The following is a 15,262-nucleotide window of genomic DNA, read 5'->3' as shown; positions in this document are numbered from 1 at the left end:
CCCAACTTACAGCCCGAAGCGGAGCGTCGCGCGGAAGTCGCGGCCGGCGAGCGGGGCGAAGTCCTTCAGGAAGCTGGTCGCGCGGCGGGCGTTCACGTCGAACAGATTGTTCGCGCTCAGCAACAGCGTCGTCTTCGAATCCTTTCCGAACGGGCTGAGGCCGATCGAGGCGTTGACCATCGTGTACTCGTTGGTTTTCGTCTCGAACGCGGCGATGCGGTTCTGGTCGAACACGTGCTCCACCTCGACGCGGCCGTTGATCCGGTCGCCCTGCGCCTCGATACCGCCCAGCACGCGCATCGGCGGAATGCGTGGGACCGCGCCCTGGTCGACGATGTTCGCGTGGACGTAGTCGCCCAGCACGTCGGCGTTGACCGCATAACCGCCGATTTGCGCGACCTTCACCGATGCATCCGCCTCGAACCCGTAATAGCGCGCGTCGGCCTGCTGATACTGGAAGCAGGGCAGGTCGACGGTGCGGCCCGACGGATCGGCGGCCGCCTGGCAGACCGTCGACGCGACCTGGTTCTCCGAAATGTAATTCGAGAACCAGTTGTAATAGGCCGACGCGTCGAAGCTGAAGCCGTCGCCATGCGCGTGCAGCGTGCCCTCCAAGCCCCATGACTTCTCGAGCCGGAAGTTCGGGTTGCCCAGTTCGTAGGCCTGCGTACCGGCATGCGCACCGTTCGCGAACAGCTCTTCGGCCGATGGCGCACGCTCGGTCCGCGAACCGTTCAGGCCGACGCGGATGGTGTCGGTCAGAGCATAGGAGGCGCCGAGCGAACCCGAGACCGAATGATAGCTCTGGCTGCCACGGAAGAAGCGCAGATCGTCCTCGGGCGTGCGCGCAGCGAGATCGGTGATCTCATAGCGTACGCCGCCCTCGGCGCGGAACTTGCCGGCCTCATATTGTTGCAGCGTGAAGAGGCCGGTCTGGTTGGTCTCGTTCTTCGGCAGGAAGGCTTCGTCGCCGACCACGTTGAAGATCCGGTTGTAGAACTGCACGCCGGACGCGCCCTGCCAACCGCCGCGGTTCGCCTGGATGACTTCTAGGCGTCCTTCGAGGCCCTTGTTGTAGAAGGCGGTGCCGACCGAGTTGTCCTCCTCAAGCTCGAAATGGCGATAGCTCGCCTGCCCGGCGCGGATGCGGATCTTGCTGATGACGTCGCCGCCGGTATCGATCTCGCCGCGCAGGTCGACGCGGTTCTGGACGACGTCGAGGCGGGGCGCCTCCTGCTCCTGGCCGGGTTGCGTGGCGTAGCGGATAGGCACGCCGTAGAGGCTGTCATAGTGGCTATACGAAATGCCGAGATTGCCGTTGTCGGTGATGATCGACGCGCCGGCGCCCGCGGTCCACGTCTCGGCCTGCGTGTTGGGCAGCTTGCCCTTCAACCGTGCCGATGCGGCATAGTCGATCGACTCGGCGTCGTTGGGATCAACGGGTGTGGTGGCCGCCGTCGCCAAGGCTTGTGCGCGGGCGTCGCGCGACAGGATGTAGCCGCCGGTGCGCAGGTCGCCCGACTTCAGGTACGAGCCGTCGGCGTGGAGCACGAGGTGCTCGCCGACCGCGACGTCGCCGGCCATCCCGCCGGAGCGCTCGTTGGCGGCCGAACCATAGTTGGCGATGCCGTTCACGCGGTAGCCGTTCTCGGGCACCGACCGCGGGATGCGCGTGTCGATGACATTGACGACGCCGCCGACTGCGGACGTGCCGTATAGGAGTGCGCTGGGGCCGCGTAGGATCTCGATACGCTCGGCGAGCAGCGGGTCGATGATGACGGCGTGGTCGACCGAGGTGTTCGAGACGTCGATCGAGCCGATCCCGTCGGTCAGCACGCGGATGCGGTCACCCTGGAAGCCGCGCAGGATCGGCCGCGAGGCGCTCGGGCCGAACGACGATGCCGATACGCCGGGCTGGCGCGCGAGGGTCTCGCCGATCGACGGGCGCAACTGGCGGGTGAGTTCCTGGCCGGTCAGGACGGTGGTGCCCTGCAAGACGTCGCGCTCGCTGGTCTGGATCGGCGCGGTGACGATGATGTCGCGCTGGTTGGTCGATCCGACCGATGTTGGAGCGGGGGCAGGGGCCGCGGAGTCGCTACCCTGCGTCGAGGTCTGCGCGTGAGCTTGCGAGGAGAGGAGCGCAGCCAGGGCGGTGGCGCCGAACAGCATCGTCTTCATGAAATTCCCTTGTGTCATCCCTGTACGACAATGCGGGTATATTTGATGATACATCATATCAAGTGACAAGGATGCCATGTTCGACGATCCCGCCCGTGCTGTTGCCGCAGGGCAACATGGGTTAGTGCAGCGCGTAACGGTGACACGATCGTCCCACGCTGTTTGGCGAAGGCTGGATCGTGGCAGGGTGGGTGACGGTCGTCACGCCCGACGGTGCAGAGTGCAGAAGGGCGTTGGTAACGGACCGGACAGGCCCAATGTGTGCCTCTGCGCCGCCTACGCCGCGACGATCAGTTCCTTGATCCGCCCGGCCAGCGCCTCCATCGCGAACGGCTTGGTCATCACGTGCATGCCGGGATCGAGATGGCCGTTGCCGACCACGGCGTTCTCCGCATAGCCGGTGATGAACAGGATCTTGAGGTCGGGCCGCCCAATGCGGGCTGCATCCGCCATCTGTCGTCCGTTCATGCCGCCCGGCAAGCCGACATCCGTGACCAGCAGGTCGACACGCAGTTCCGACTGCAGCAGCTTCAAACCCGCCGCGCCATCCGCTGCCTCGATCGCCGCATAGCCCAGTTCCTCCAGAACCTCGACCACCAGCATCCGCACGGTCGGTTCGTCATCGACCACCAACACGGTCTCGCCAGCCTCGGCGCGCGGTGCGTCGGACAGTTCGACCTCGGTCGTGCCGTGCTCGGCGGCGCCGAAATGGCGGGGCAGGTAGACGCAGACGTTCGTGCCTTCGCCGACCTCGGAATAGATCCGCACCTGACCGCCCGACTGCCGCGCGAACCCGTAGATCATCGACAGGCCCAGCCCCGTGCCGAGCCCGAGCGGCTTGGTGGTGAAGAAGGGATCGAATGCCTTGGCGATCACGTCCGGGGTCATGCCGGTGCCGGTGTCCGATACGCACAGCGACACATATTGGCCGGCATCGAGTTCGCGTTCGCGTGCCGTCCTCGCGTCGATCCAGCGATTGGCGGTTTCGATCGTGAGTCGCCCGCCCTCCGGCATCGCATCGCGCGCGTTGATGCACAGATTGAGCAGTGCGTTCTCGAGCTGGTTGGGATCGACCAGGGTCGCCCACAGCCCGACCGCTTCGACGACCTCGACCTCGACTTCGGGGCCGACGGTCCGCCGCACCAGGTCTTCCAGCCCGGATACAAGCCGGTTGATGTCGGTCGGCTTCGGATCGAGCGTCTGGCGGCGCGAGAACGCGAGCAGGCGGTGGGTGAGCGCGGCGGCACGCTTGGCGGCCCCCTGCGCGGCGAGAGAATAGCGCTCGACGTCGTTCAGCCGCCCCTGCGCGATGCGGATCCCCAGCAGTTCCAAGCTGCCGGTAATGCCGGTCAGCAAATTGTTGAAATCATGTGCGATTCCGCCGGTCAACTGGCCGACCGCCTCCATCTTTTGGCTCTGGCGCAGCGCCTCCTCAACGACCATCAACTCGCGCGTGCGTTCGGCCACCTGTTCCTCGAGCGTCTCGTTCCACCGCGCGAGTTCGGCGGTCTGGCGGCGGCTCTCGTCGATATCCGTATTGGTGCCGACCCAGCGAAGGATCGTGCCGTCGCCGGCACGCACCGGTTTCGCGCGGACCAAGAACCATCGGTATTCCCCAGTGGCACCGCGCACGCGGAACTCGACCGAATACGGCTCGCCGGTCGCCAGCGAATGGCTCCAGCGGTCCGCGGCGAGCGACAGGTCGTCCGGATGCAGCATGCTGCCCCAGACTTGCGTCCCGTCGAGTCCGCCCGGTTCGAGGCCGTTATAGGCATAGACCTGCTGATTGAACCAATAGAGGTATCCGTCGGGACGCGCGGCCCAGATCTGATTGGGGACGGCCTCGGCGAATACGCGGAACTGCTCGTCGCTCACCCGTCGCGCGTCTTCGGCCCGCAGACGCTCGGTGGCCGTACGGACACGTTCGGCGACCTCGCGCATCAACAGCAGGTCGTCGTCGCTCCACACCCGCGCGGTCGCGTGGTTCGCGTAGAGCAGCGCGACGAAGTCATCCTGCTCGACCAGCGGCATGTTGACGAACGACCATGCGCTGATCCCGCGCAACGCGTCCGCGGTGTCCCGCGTTCGGTCGTCGCAGTCGACATCGGCGATCGCGACCGTCACGCCGGCCTTCAGATCCTCGACATAGGATCCATAGGCGCGAAAATCGAGTGTACCGGCGAGCGTCGCGATACCGGCCGCGCACCAGTCGCGCTCGACCGTGATCGTCTCGTTCGCCTTGTCGATGATGCCGTAACCGATGCGGCTGACCTGGAGCGCCTTGCCGAGGATTTCCGAGGCGGCATAGGCGATCTCTTCGGGATGGTGGAGGTCGCGGATCGCATCGCTCAGTTCGAGCAGGGTGCGCTGGCGCAGGTCCGCCTGCTTGCGCTCGGTAATGTCGAAACTGACGCCGGGAAACCGCAGCGCGGTGCCGTCCGGCGCGAGCCGACAACGGCCTTGCGCCGCCACCCACCGGATCGCACCATCCGGCTGGACGAGGCGATATTCCACCGCGAAGTCACCGCCGGCCCCGACCGCATCGGCTACCGCCGCGCGCGTGCCGGGGAGGTCGTCGGCGTGGATATTGCCGAAGAACAGCTCGAGCGGCGCGCCCTTCCGGCCAAGCTCTGCCGGAACGCCGTGCAGCCGTGAGAAGCGCTCGTCTGCCTTGACCCGGTCGTTGGGAACGTCCCAGTCCCAGGTGCCGATGCCGTTGCCCGCCGCGAGCGCCTGGTTGAGGCGCTCCTCGCTCTCCTGCGTCGCGATCGCCGCGCGGCGGCGCGCGGAGACGTCGTTGAACAGGATCGCCACCATCCTCGGCGAGCCGTCGCCAACCGGGAAGGCATGAACGTCGAACCAGCGTCCCATCGGTTCCGAGCCGTGATCGAACCGCGCGGGTTCGCCGGTCAGCGCGACGCGGCCGTAGGTGTCGAACCAGAACCGCTCGAGATCGGGGACGAGTTCGCTTGCCGTTCGGCCGACGACGTCGACCAGTCCGGTCTGGCTTTCGAACTGAGGATTGACCTCGACGAACCGGTAATCGACCGCGCGTTCACCCTCGAACATCATCTCGATGATGCACAGCCCCGCGTCGATCGCCTCGAACAACGCCTGATAACGCTCCTGCGCCGGGATTACGGCATTCGGCGTGGTCATTGGTCGCTGCATTATATCTCGAACGTCGGAGGGCGCGACCTCACGTGACAAGGGCGGCGAGCAAACGCATCAACGGGAAAGACGATCCCGCACGGTGGCTCGGACCATGCGCGTTCAGATCCTGCCCGCCCTTTCGAGCGCCAGTGGAAGCAGCCGCGCGAGGCGATCCGCCCAGGCATCGCAATCGGCGGTCGATCCCAGCAGGTCCTGCCGGATTTCGATCTCGGCATAGCCGCGGGCAGGGTAGGCGTGACGCGGGATCGTATAGTCGATCAGGTCCATGCGGTACGGTTCGTTGTCACCGACGGTGAGGTCCGGCTCCCTGCGCAGCACGTCGAGCAGGGCGTGTGCGAACACGGTATCGCCGCCGTCGTGGAGGATGCCGATCTGCCAGGGGCGTGCCTGATCGCGCATCGGGCCGCTCATCATGGGCGTAAAGCTGTGCAGCGCGATCACGACCGTCGGCATGGCCAGTGCATCGCGACGCGCGAGTTCGGCGGCGATCGCGGCGTGATAGGGCGCGTGGATCTCGGCGAAGCGTGCCGCGCGCTCCGCCTCGGTCAGCCCCGCGTTGCCCGGAACGAGCGTCCCGTCGCTGACCGTTGCGATGACGTCGGGCTGATCGGGGCTGCGGTTGCAGTCGATTACCAGCCGCGAATAGGTCTGGCGCACGAACACCGCATCGAGCCGCTCGGCCAGCAGCGCGCCGAGCTCGCCGATGCCGATATCCCAGCCGATGTGGCGCGACAGATCCGCGTCGCCGATCCCCAGCGATTCCAGCCGCGCCGGAACCGCCTTTCCCGCGTGATCGCCGATCAGCAGGAACGATGATGCGCCTGCCGGGTTGATCACCCTGACCGGAGAGGTATCCTCGGTCGTAAGCAGCGATTGGCTGACATTGCTGTTCATGCGACGTGGATCCCGGATGCCATCTCTAACGCTCTCTCATGTAACCACATACTCGTACCGCAATCCGGTTGCGTTTGGCGAGCACCGGATCATGGTTCGCCCTCGTGAGAGCTACGATCAGCATCTGATCGACGCGCAGCTCACGATCAGCCCCGAGCCCTCCGACGTCCGCTGGTTGCAGGACGTGTTCGGCAATTCGGTCGCGATCGCCACCTTCAAGAAGCGCGCGCGGGAGCTGGTCATCGACAGTACGGTGCGCCTTCTCCACACCCCGGCCGAGCTGCAGGACGTCGATATCGAGGATTACGCGCGGCTGTATCCCTTCACCTATTCGTCGGAAGAGATGCCCGACCTGCTTCGTTCGATCGAGCGCCAGCATCACGATCCGCTGCGCGAGATCGACACCTGGGCACGGCGGTTCGTCGGGACCGGCGGCCCCACCGATACGCTCGCGATGCTGTCCGAGATGACGGCGACGATCCGGCGTGAGTTCACCTACGTCCCGCGCCCCGAAAAGGGCACGCAGTCGCCGATGGAGACGCTGGCCAAGCGCAAGGGCACCTGCCGGGATTACGCGATGCTGATGATCGAGGCGGTTCGCGCGCTCGGCTTCGCGGCGCGGTTCATCTCGGGCTATGTCTACAATCCGACAAGTAGAGAGCAGCGGACCGGCGGCGGCAACACGCACGCCTGGGTCCGCGTGTACTTGCCCGGATCGGGCTGGGTCGAGTTCGATCCGACCAACGGCATCGTCGGCAACCGCGGCCTCGTCCGTGTCGCGGTCGCGCGCGACATATATCAGGCAGTACCGGTCTCCGGCACCTGGAGCGGCTTTCCGGGAAGCTTTCTCGACATGAGTGTGTCGGTCGACATCACCGTCGACGACGTTGCTGCAGACTATCAACACTCATCGCTAACGGTTTGATAAGGGGGACTTCGATGCTGATCCGCGCTGGCTATACCATCCGCTTCGAAACCGACGTCGCGACGCCGATGCTGACGATGCTGAGCATCCACCCATCGCGTAACAAGGATCTCATCACCCCGCACCGGATCGTCGACGACCCCGACGTGCCGGCGTATGATTATCTCGATGCGTTCGGCAACGTCTGCACGCGGATCACCGTTCCCAAGGGTGGGCTGACGCTGTCGTGCGATTTCACGATCGAGGACAGCGGCGAGCCTGACCCGGTGACGCCGGATGCGATCCAGCACGCCGTCGAGGATCTGCCCGACGATATCCTCATTTTCCTGCTCGGCAGCCGGTATTGCGAGACCGATCGTCTGTCGGAGACGGCATGGTCGCTGTTCGGGCACGTCCCGGCAGGCTGGCAGCGAGTCCAGGCGATCGTCGACTTCGCGCACGATCATGTCGAGTTCGGCTATCACTATGCCCGGCCGACCAAAACGGCGTGGGACGTCTATCAAGAGCGCCAGGGCGTGTGCCGCGATTTCGCACACCTCGCGATCACGTTGTGCCGCTGCATGAACATCCCCGCCCGCTACTGCACCGGCTACCTCGGCGACATCGGCATCCCCCCGGTCGACGCGCCGATGGACTTTTCGGCGTGGTTCGACGTGTATCTCGGCGGAACGTGGCATACCTTCGATGCACGCCACAATCAGCCGCGGATCGGCCGGATCCTGATGGCACGCGGCAGGGACGCAACCGATACGGCGCTTACGACCACCTTCGGTCCTGCGCGTCTGGTCGGCTTCGACGTGCATACCGACGAGGTCGTGTCGGCGGCCTAAAGCTGCCTCGGCGACAAGTTATCCCTTGTCGCGACCGCCGCGTTGGGCCTAACGGCTTCGATCCTTCAACTTATGCTGCGATGCACAACATGACCTCGACCCCCGACGACCAGTCCGCCCCGGCCAACGCGAACGCCCTGCTTCTGCAGGCGATTGCGATGCGCAAGTGCATTACCGCGACCTATAACCGCATGGTCTGCACGCTGGCGCCGCACATCCTGTACACCAAGCACGACGACGTGTTCGTCGATGCGGTGACGCTGGAGCGCGACGGTCAGCCGCCCAAGGAGATCAAGCTCGGCACGTTCAAGCTTGCCGGCCTGAAGGACATCGCGGTTACCGATCGTTCGTTCGTGCCCGACGCGATCTTCAACCCAGGCGACATCAAGTACGACCGCGTCACGCTGTTCGTCGTCGACCGCACCTGATTCCTACGCCGCCGCGGCAGGCAGCCAGGCGGTCTCGATCTCGCCATAGCGATCGGTGAACCCGGTCGCGGCGACCAATGCGGCTTCGTCCATGATCTTCACGCGGCGGCCGGTCCGTTCGATCACGCCGGTCTTTTCCAGCGCGCGAATGGTCCGGTTGACGTGGACCTTGGTCAGACCCAGCGCATCGCCGATATCGGTCTGCGTCAGCGGCAGATCGAACGAGTCGACGATCCCGCCGGCCGTCACCCGCAGTCGTGCGATGATATCGAGCAGCAACGTCGACAGTCGCTCGCTCGCGCCCATCCGCCCGATCGTGGTCAGCCGATCGCTCATCGCGACATTCTCGGCGGCGGCGATTGCGTAAAGCAGCCCGCCGATCCGCGGTTGTGCGCGAAACAGGAGGCCGAGCTCGGTCTTCGGCATCTCGATGACGGTGCAATCGGAGATCGCGGTGAGCGTAGCCGCCGCCTGCGACCATGCCATGCTCGACGTGCCGATCAGGTCGCCCGCATAATGGAACCGCAGGATCTGCCTGCCACCCGTGACGAGCTTGGTCGAGGAATGGAGCCAGCCCTGGCGAACGACGTACAAGGCGTGGCTTTCGCCACCTTCCGCCATCAATACGTCGCCGGCCTTCAGCCGCCGCTCGCCTTTTTCGGCATGGAGGATCGCCTCGCGCTCCGCCTCGGTGAGATCCAGATGTCGCCCCAGCCGTGCGATCAAACCGCTCAATTGCATTCGAGTCCCTTTTTCTGCTCCACGCCTGCTGTTAGCCCGACAGCATAGCCCGTTACCTTCAGCGTGCGATGCACCGTCACCGCCTGGTAGATTTACCAGGCGATGGTGCCGGTGCCGTACCGATCCTAGCTACCTTGTCCTAACGCCGTTTCGACGAGTGGCGCAACGCGTGCTGCGATGCGATCCACACCGACGGGGTTGGGATGAACCCGGTCCGCCTGCATCAGCTTGGCGTCGCCGATCACCCCGTCGAGAATAAACGGGTACAGCGATGTATCGTATGTCTTGGCAAGATCGGGCCATATCCGATTGAATTGCGACGTGTATTCCGGGCCAAGGTTCGGCGGTGCCATCATCCCGGTCAGCATCGTCGGGATCCCGCGACGTTTTGCCTCCTCCAGCATCGCGGTCATGTTCGCGCGCGTCTCGGCGGGGGCAATCTGTCGCAGGACGTCGTTTCCGCCAAGCCCGATCAGTATGAGGTCCGGTTTGCGCGGCAGGTTGCTCAGCGCGAATGCGAACCGCTGCCGCCCCGCCGCGCTGGTGTCGCCCGACACGCCGGCGTTTACGACGGTCGCATTGATCCCGTCGCGTCGCAGCCTGTTCTGCACGGCATCGGGCAGGCTCTGGCCGCGATCGAGGCCGTATCCGGCGTACAGGCTGTCACCGAACGCCAGGATCAGGCGAGCCGGTCCGCTTGGCGCCGGGGTCGCGGCCACGGGGGCAGGGGCCGGCACCGCGGTGTTCTCGACCTGCGCAGGGGCGGGCGGCGCATCGTGCCTGTCGCAGCCGGTCAGCAACGCCGCTTGGAGAAGCAGCGCGCCGACCCCATAGAGTGTCCAGCGTCTGCCGTTTCGATTTTGCTCCAACGTGAAGATCTCCCACCGCCCATGACTGACATTGCGCCCGCGCTTGCTGCCGACGACCTACAGCCTGCCGCCAAGGACCAAGAGCTTGCTGGTGGGGACATGGTGATCTCGATCCGCGATGTCACCCTGACCCTAGGCGCGTCGACCGCGGCGACGACGATATTGAAGGGTATCGACCTCGATATTGCGCGCGATACCAGCACCGCGCTGCTCGGACCGTCAGGATCGGGCAAGTCTTCGCTGATGGCGATCCTGGCGGGGCTCGAACAGGCGAGCGGTGGTCGAGTTCGGGTCGCGGGGCTGGACTTCGGGGCGCTCGACGAGGACGCGTTGTCGCGCGCGCGCCGGGGTCGCATCGGCATCGTCCTGCAGGCGTTCCATCTGCTGCCGACGATGACCGCGTTGGAGAACGTCGCCGTGCCGATGGAGCTCGCCGGGATGGCGGACGCGTTCGATCGGGCGGAGGCCGAACTGCATGCGGTCGGGCTGTCGCATCGTATCGGCCATTATCCGACCCAGTTGTCGGGCGGCGAACAGCAGCGCGTGGCGATCGCGCGCGCGCTCGGGCCACGGCCGGACATCGTGTTCGCGGACGAACCCACCGGCAATTTGGATGCCGCGACCGGCGCGTCGATCATGGACCTGCTGTTCGATCGCCGCGCGGCCACCGGCGCGACGCTGATCGTGATCACCCATGACCCGGTCCTCGCGGCGCGCTGCGACAGGATCGTCGAACTTTCCGACGGCCGCATCCTGACGGACCACCAACGGTGAGCGACTGGCGGCTGGCGTGGCGGCTTGCGCGGCGTGAACTCGACCTGCGGTTTCGCGGACTTCGGTTGTTGCTTGCCTGCCTGTTCCTTGGCGTGGGTGCGCTGGCGGCGATCGGCAGCCTGACACAGGCGATCGACACGGAACTCGCGTCTCGCGGTAGCGCGATCTTGGGCGGCGACGTCGAGTTCGCCGCGTCGCAACGCGCCGCCACGCAAGCCGAGCGCGCCGCGATGGCACGCCTTGGTACCGTCTCCGAAACGATCCGGATGCAGGCGATGGCGGTGCGCGGCACCAACAGCGTGCCGATCGAACTCAAGGGCGTCGATGCCGTTTATCCCCTGTACGGCACGCTTGCGTTGCGTGGCGAAACGTCCGCGAAATCGCTCGATGCGAACACCGTCCTGATCGGACCGGCGCTGGCGGAGCGCCTTGGGATCGGGCGCGGCGCGCAACTGAGACTGGGAACCGCGGCGTTCACCGTCGGCGGCATCGTTACGAGCGAGCCGGACCGGCTGGGGGAGGGGTTCACGTTTGGCCCGGTCGCGATCGTGTCGCTCGACGGTATCGCCCGAACCGGGCTTGTCCAGCCGGGGAGCCTGTACGAGAGCAAATACCGCATCCGGCTGCCGACGGGAGCCTCCCCGACAGCGGCAACCGATCGCTTCAAGGCGGCGTTCGCGACCGGCGGCTGGGAAACCAAGACCCGCGATCGGGCCGCACCCGGTGCCGAGCGTTTCGTCGACCGGATGGGGCAGTTCCTTCTGCTCGTGGGACTGTCTGCGCTGGTCATTGCCGGGATCGGCGTCGGCAACGGCGTATCCTCCTACCTGACCGCGCGCCGTGGCAGCATCGCCGCGTTGAAGGTGCTCGGTGCGACGTCGGGCATCGTGGCGCGGATCTACGTGCTGCAGGTCGCGGTCGTCGCGGGAATGGGAATCGCCGCAGGACTGATCGCGGGTGTCGTGACCGTGCCGTTGATCGTGTGGCTTGCGGGCGACGTCCTGCCGGTCGCACCCCGGTTCACCGTCCAGGCCGCACCGCTCGCGCTTGCCGCCGCCTATGGCATGCTGATCGCGTTGGCCTTCACGGCGCCACCGCTGATCGAGGCCGGACAGATTCCTGCCGCCGGGCTGTTGCGCGGACTGCCGGGCGAGCGCCGCGTTCCGCAGCGCCAAACCTTGCCTTGGGTCCTGGGTGCGGGCGCCGCCGTCGTCGCGCTGGCGCTGTCGACCGCCGAACAGCCATTGCTCAGCGCCGGGTTCCTCGCGGCCGTCGCTGTCGTCCTCGCGATGCTTGCTCTGTTCGGATGGGGTGTCCGGCGCGGCGCGGCATTGCTGCCCAGGTCCAGGCGTCCTTTGTTACGGCTTGCGGTTGCCGGGCTGCATCGTCCTGGCGCGCGGACCGGCACGCTGGTCGTCGCGCTCGGCCTCGGTCTTACCTTGTTCGTCCTGCTCGCAGGCATTCGTACCAGCATCGATGCCAACATCGCGCGCACCGTGCCGAACCGTGCACCGGCCTTGTTCGCGCTCGACGTGCCCCCCGACCGCGAAGCCGAATTTCGCCGCACGATCGAGGGTATCGCGACGCACCCGGTGATACGGACCGTGCCCGCGATGCGCGGTACCATCACCGGCTATGGTACGACGCGGGTTGCCGACCTCAAGACGCTGCCCGAGGGCGCCTGGGCGTTGCGGGGCGAGCGCGGCCTGACCTATTCGGCGACCCTCCCAGAGGGAAGCGAACTGACCGCGGGCCGCTGGTGGCCGCGCAATTACCGCGGACCGCCGCTGGTTTCGATCGACGAGCGGTTAGCCAAGGTTCTCGACCTGAAGATCGGTGACCCGCTTAGCTACACGCTGCTCGGGGTCGAGCGGACCGCGCGGATCGCGTCGTTCCGCCGGATCAGCTGGGATACGCTGGGCTTCAATTTCGTGATGGTCTTCTCGCCCAATGCGATCGAGGACGCGCCGCATAATCTTGCCGCGACGATCGATCTCGCGCCCGGGCAGGAGTCGATAGTGATGCGCGCGCTGCTACCCCGCTTTCCATCGGTATCGGTGATCGAGGTCCGCGGCGTGCTGGGCCAGGTGCGCGCGATCGTGACGCAGATGGCGACGGCGATTACCGCCGCCGCGTCGGTCGCGATCCTCGCCGGTATCGCGGTGCTGATCGGTGCGATCGCGGCGGCGCGGGAGGCGCGTACGTATGACGGCGTGATCCTGCGGACGCTCGGCGCGACACGCTGGCAGGTGCTTGGCGTCCAGGCGCTGGAATATGCGTTTCTCAGCGTCGTCCTGTCGGTACTCGCGCTGCTGCTGGGACTTGGCGGGGCGTGGTATGTCGTGACGCAGCTGTTCACGTTCGAATGGCTGCCCGATTATGCGACCGTCCTTGTCACGTTGCTCGGCGGGGCGGGGCTGACCATGGCTATCGGGCTGATCGGTGCATGGCCGATCCTGGGTGCGCGACCCGCGCAGGCCTTGCGGCAACTCTAGCCGCCGATCCGGCACGTTTATGCGCGCGCTGCGTTAGGTGGGCGGAGGGATTTGCCCGCCGAACCGATCCCGAGGAGCAAGACGCTGGCCGATACCGATCACCCGATGGCGCATACCGCCACCAGCCCCTGGTCGATGTCGGCGAGCGAATGGTGGAAGGTCCTGAAGCGCACCTGGGCCGAGGGTAACGACGACAATATCGGCCTGATCGCGGCCGGCACCGCATTCTATGGGTTCGCCGCGATCGTCCCGCTGCTCGCGTCGGTCGTGTTGATCTACGGCCTGGTCGCGGACACGACGACGGTGGTCGCGAACATCCGCGCGTTGTTTAACGTCCTTCCGGAAGATGCGGCGCGCGTGATTGGCGACCAACTCGCCACGGTCGTCAATACGTCGGAAGGCAAAAAGGGGTTCGGTCTCGTCATCGCGCTTGGGATCGCGTTGTACGGCGGGACGAAGGGGGCATCGTCGATCGTTACCGCGCTGAACATCGCGTACGAAGAGAAGGAGACGCGAGGGTTCATCGCGCTGAACCTGCTCGCCTTTGCGATCACCGGGGGTGCCGTCCTGCTGGCGCTGGTCGCCGCGCTCTCGACAGCGGCGTTTGCGTTGCTCGACAGCCTGATACCCGGCGCGCCTGAAATCCTGCTCACAGCGATCCGCCTCGTGAGTTACGGCGTGCTCGCGTCGCTGGGCGTCACGGCGGCGGCATGCCTGTATCGGTTCGGCCCCAATCGGCACAAAGCCAAGTGGGCGTGGCTGACTCCCGGATCGCTGGCGGCAACGATTATCTGGTTGGGTGCGACGATCGGGTTCGGCGTCTACGTCTCGCGCTTCGGAAATTACGGCGCGACCTATGGATCGCTGAGCGCGGTCATCGTGCTGCTGACATGGCTGTGGCTCTCGGCCTACGTCTTCCTGCTTGGCGCAGAGCTGAATTCGGAACTCGAACACCAGACGACGAGCGATACGACGACCGGCGCCGCCACGCCGATGGGAACGCGGGGTGCGGCCGTCGCGGATACGGTTGCGACCGAAGTCGAGTCGCGACCAATTGCTAGGCCCGTGGAGCCGGACGGGGCAGGGATCTTGGCCGTCGCGCATCTGAGTGGCGTGCAGGCAGGCCTACCCGCATCGCTTCTGGCGCTCGGTGGACTGCGGTCGATCCGACGGGGATCGCCGGTCGCGGGTCTTGGCATGATCGCCGTCGGCGCAGTGCTCGCGCATCGGAAGCATACGGCATCCGACAAGGGAACGACGAACCCGCGAGCCAAAGCCTGATGGCTTATGGGGAGTCGACCAAGCTGTTTTTCGACGGCGGGTGCCGGCCAAACCCTGGCCCGATCGAATGCGCAGTCGTCCGCAAGGGCGTTACCCATTACCGCCACGATCTGGGCAACGGCAGCAACAGCGACGCCGAATGGCTGGCGGCCATTCATGCGCTCGAGATCGCAGCCATAAACGGCGACCGCGATATCACGCTGATCGGCGATTCCACGCTGGTCGTGACCCAGGCCAAGGGAACGGCGCGGTGCCGTTCGGTAGAGCTCGAGGCACACCGGGTAACGTTCGAGCAACTGGCGATCCGTTTCGACCGGCTTCGCATACGACATATTGGTCGAGCCCAGAACCTTGCCGGCATCGCGCTCGCCAAGCTGCACCCTCGCTGAGGGTCACACGGCGACACTCAGCGCCACTGAGCGTGCGAGCTTTGAATTATCCGAAAAGTGACCTGAAACTGTAAAAAAGCGTTTGACGGTATCGGGAGGTGGCCCTAGAGGGGTGTCACCGCAGCGGAGTGCCTCACGGCTTCTGCGACGGTCGTAAAAAACCAGATGCTCCAAGCTTCTCGAAAGGGAGGTTATGCGAGTGTCGGTATTTTTGTCGGCTCTTTGACATTGTAGGTTAAGATGAAGGGACATGTGGGCGGCGGCTTGCGGTTCTCGGGCTCCTC

General features: G+C 65.7%; 12 protein-coding genes. 7 read left to right on the top strand and 5 right to left on the bottom strand.

Annotation, left to right across the window (positions count from 1 at the left end; genetic code table 11):
* Nucleotides 1-6 precede the first annotated feature (6 nt).
* From C8J45_RS12760 to C8J45_RS12750, 3 genes are all read right to left on the bottom strand, one after another.
* Complete coding sequence (locus C8J45_RS12760; protein WP_107963558.1) at nucleotides 7-2,178, bottom strand: TonB-dependent receptor; 2,172 nt, start codon at nucleotides 2,176-2,178, stop codon at nucleotides 7-9.
* Between the two features lie 276 nt (nucleotides 2,179-2,454).
* Entirely contained in the window at nucleotides 2,455-5,337 is a 2,883-nt protein-coding gene (locus C8J45_RS12755) for a PAS domain-containing protein (RefSeq protein ID WP_219907373.1), read from the bottom strand.
* 114 nt (nucleotides 5,338-5,451) lie between these two features.
* Nucleotides 5,452-6,246 carry an N-formylglutamate amidohydrolase gene (locus tag C8J45_RS12750; RefSeq protein ID WP_107963556.1) on the bottom strand — a complete coding sequence of 265 codons (795 nt, stop codon included), beginning with the start codon at nucleotides 6,244-6,246 and terminating at the stop codon, nucleotides 5,452-5,454.
* Here C8J45_RS12750 and C8J45_RS12745 point away from each other — a divergent pair.
* The 3 genes from C8J45_RS12745 to C8J45_RS12735 all read left to right on the top strand — a co-directional run bounded on the left by C8J45_RS12745 (nucleotide 6,245) and on the right by C8J45_RS12735 (nucleotide 8,429).
* A complete protein-coding gene (locus tag C8J45_RS12745; protein WP_308811349.1) occupies nucleotides 6,245-7,171 on the top strand; it encodes a transglutaminase family protein in 927 nt (308 codons plus the stop codon). The two genes, C8J45_RS12750 and C8J45_RS12745, sit on opposite strands and share 2 nt — an antisense overlap.
* Before the next feature lie 14 nt (nucleotides 7,172-7,185).
* Complete coding sequence (locus C8J45_RS12740) at nucleotides 7,186-8,001, top strand: transglutaminase family protein (RefSeq protein WP_107963554.1); 816 nt, start codon at nucleotides 7,186-7,188, stop codon at nucleotides 7,999-8,001.
* A gap of 89 nt (nucleotides 8,002-8,090) precedes the next feature.
* Nucleotides 8,091-8,429, top strand: coding sequence for a hypothetical protein (locus C8J45_RS12735; protein WP_107963708.1), 339 nt, complete (start codon nucleotides 8,091-8,093; stop codon nucleotides 8,427-8,429).
* A gap of 3 nt (nucleotides 8,430-8,432) precedes the next feature.
* On the opposite strand, the gene C8J45_RS12730 is transcribed toward C8J45_RS12735, so the two are convergent.
* Both C8J45_RS12730 and C8J45_RS12725 read right to left on the bottom strand, forming a co-directional pair.
* The gene (locus C8J45_RS12730) at nucleotides 8,433-9,164 is read right to left on the bottom strand and encodes a Crp/Fnr family transcriptional regulator (RefSeq protein ID WP_181321214.1); all 732 of its coding nucleotides are present in this window, start codon (nucleotides 9,162-9,164) and stop codon (nucleotides 8,433-8,435) included.
* A 131-nt stretch (nucleotides 9,165-9,295) separates the two neighbouring features.
* Complete coding sequence (locus C8J45_RS12725) at nucleotides 9,296-10,039, bottom strand: arylesterase (RefSeq protein WP_107963552.1); 744 nt, start codon at nucleotides 10,037-10,039, stop codon at nucleotides 9,296-9,298.
* A gap of 99 nt (nucleotides 10,040-10,138) precedes the next feature.
* Here C8J45_RS12725 and C8J45_RS12720 point away from each other — a divergent pair, with 99 nt between their 5' ends.
* From C8J45_RS12720 to C8J45_RS12705, 4 genes are read left to right on the top strand one after another with little or no spacing between them, the layout of a single operon-like run.
* A complete protein-coding gene (locus C8J45_RS12720) occupies nucleotides 10,139-10,813 on the top strand; it encodes an ABC transporter ATP-binding protein (RefSeq protein WP_107963707.1) in 675 nt (224 codons plus the stop codon).
* Complete coding sequence (locus C8J45_RS12715) at nucleotides 10,810-13,308, top strand: ABC transporter permease (RefSeq protein ID WP_219907372.1); 2,499 nt, start codon at nucleotides 10,810-10,812, stop codon at nucleotides 13,306-13,308. Before C8J45_RS12720 ends, C8J45_RS12715 begins: the two co-directional genes overlap by 4 nt.
* 51 nt (nucleotides 13,309-13,359) lie before the next feature.
* Nucleotides 13,360-14,589, top strand: a complete 1,230-nt coding sequence (locus C8J45_RS12710; protein WP_258191443.1) for a YihY/virulence factor BrkB family protein — start codon at nucleotides 13,360-13,362, stop codon at nucleotides 14,587-14,589.
* Nucleotides 14,589-14,978: a reverse transcriptase-like protein gene (locus C8J45_RS12705; RefSeq protein WP_107963551.1), complete on the top strand. Its 390-nt coding sequence runs from the start codon at nucleotides 14,589-14,591 to the stop codon at nucleotides 14,976-14,978. Before C8J45_RS12710 ends, C8J45_RS12705 begins: the two co-directional genes overlap by 1 nt.
* Nucleotides 14,979-15,262 lie beyond the last annotated feature (284 nt).

It is taken from the genome of Sphingomonas sp. PP-CE-3G-477 (assembly GCF_003050745.1).
GTDB lineage: Bacteria > Pseudomonadota > Alphaproteobacteria > Sphingomonadales > Sphingomonadaceae > Sphingomonas.
The sequence above is the reverse complement of the archived record's forward strand: the minus strand, read 5'-3'. Positions and strand labels throughout refer to the sequence as shown.

What these genes read in the sequence shown, in the direction of transcription:
- C8J45_RS12760 (WP_107963558.1), bottom strand. Translation starts at nt 2,178, where the DNA reads ATGAAGACGATGCTGTTCGGCGCCACCGCCCTGGCTGCGCTCCTCTCC.
- C8J45_RS12755 (WP_219907373.1), bottom strand. Translation starts at nt 5,337, where the DNA reads ATGACCACGCCGAATGCCGTAATCCCGGCGCAGGAGCGTTATCAGGCG.
- C8J45_RS12745 (WP_308811349.1), top strand. Translation starts at nt 6,245, where the DNA reads ATGCGACGTGGATCCCGGATGCCATCTCTAACGCTCTCTCATGTAACC.
- C8J45_RS12750 (WP_107963556.1), bottom strand. Translation starts at nt 6,246, where the DNA reads ATGAACAGCAATGTCAGCCAATCGCTGCTTACGACCGAGGATACCTCT.
- C8J45_RS12740 (WP_107963554.1), top strand. Translation starts at nt 7,186, where the DNA reads ATGCTGATCCGCGCTGGCTATACCATCCGCTTCGAAACCGACGTCGCG.
- C8J45_RS12735 (WP_107963708.1), top strand. Translation starts at nt 8,091, where the DNA reads ATGACCTCGACCCCCGACGACCAGTCCGCCCCGGCCAACGCGAACGCC.
- C8J45_RS12720 (WP_107963707.1), top strand. Translation starts at nt 10,139, where the DNA reads ATGGTGATCTCGATCCGCGATGTCACCCTGACCCTAGGCGCGTCGACC.
- C8J45_RS12705 (WP_107963551.1), top strand. Translation starts at nt 14,589, where the DNA reads ATGGCTTATGGGGAGTCGACCAAGCTGTTTTTCGACGGCGGGTGCCGG.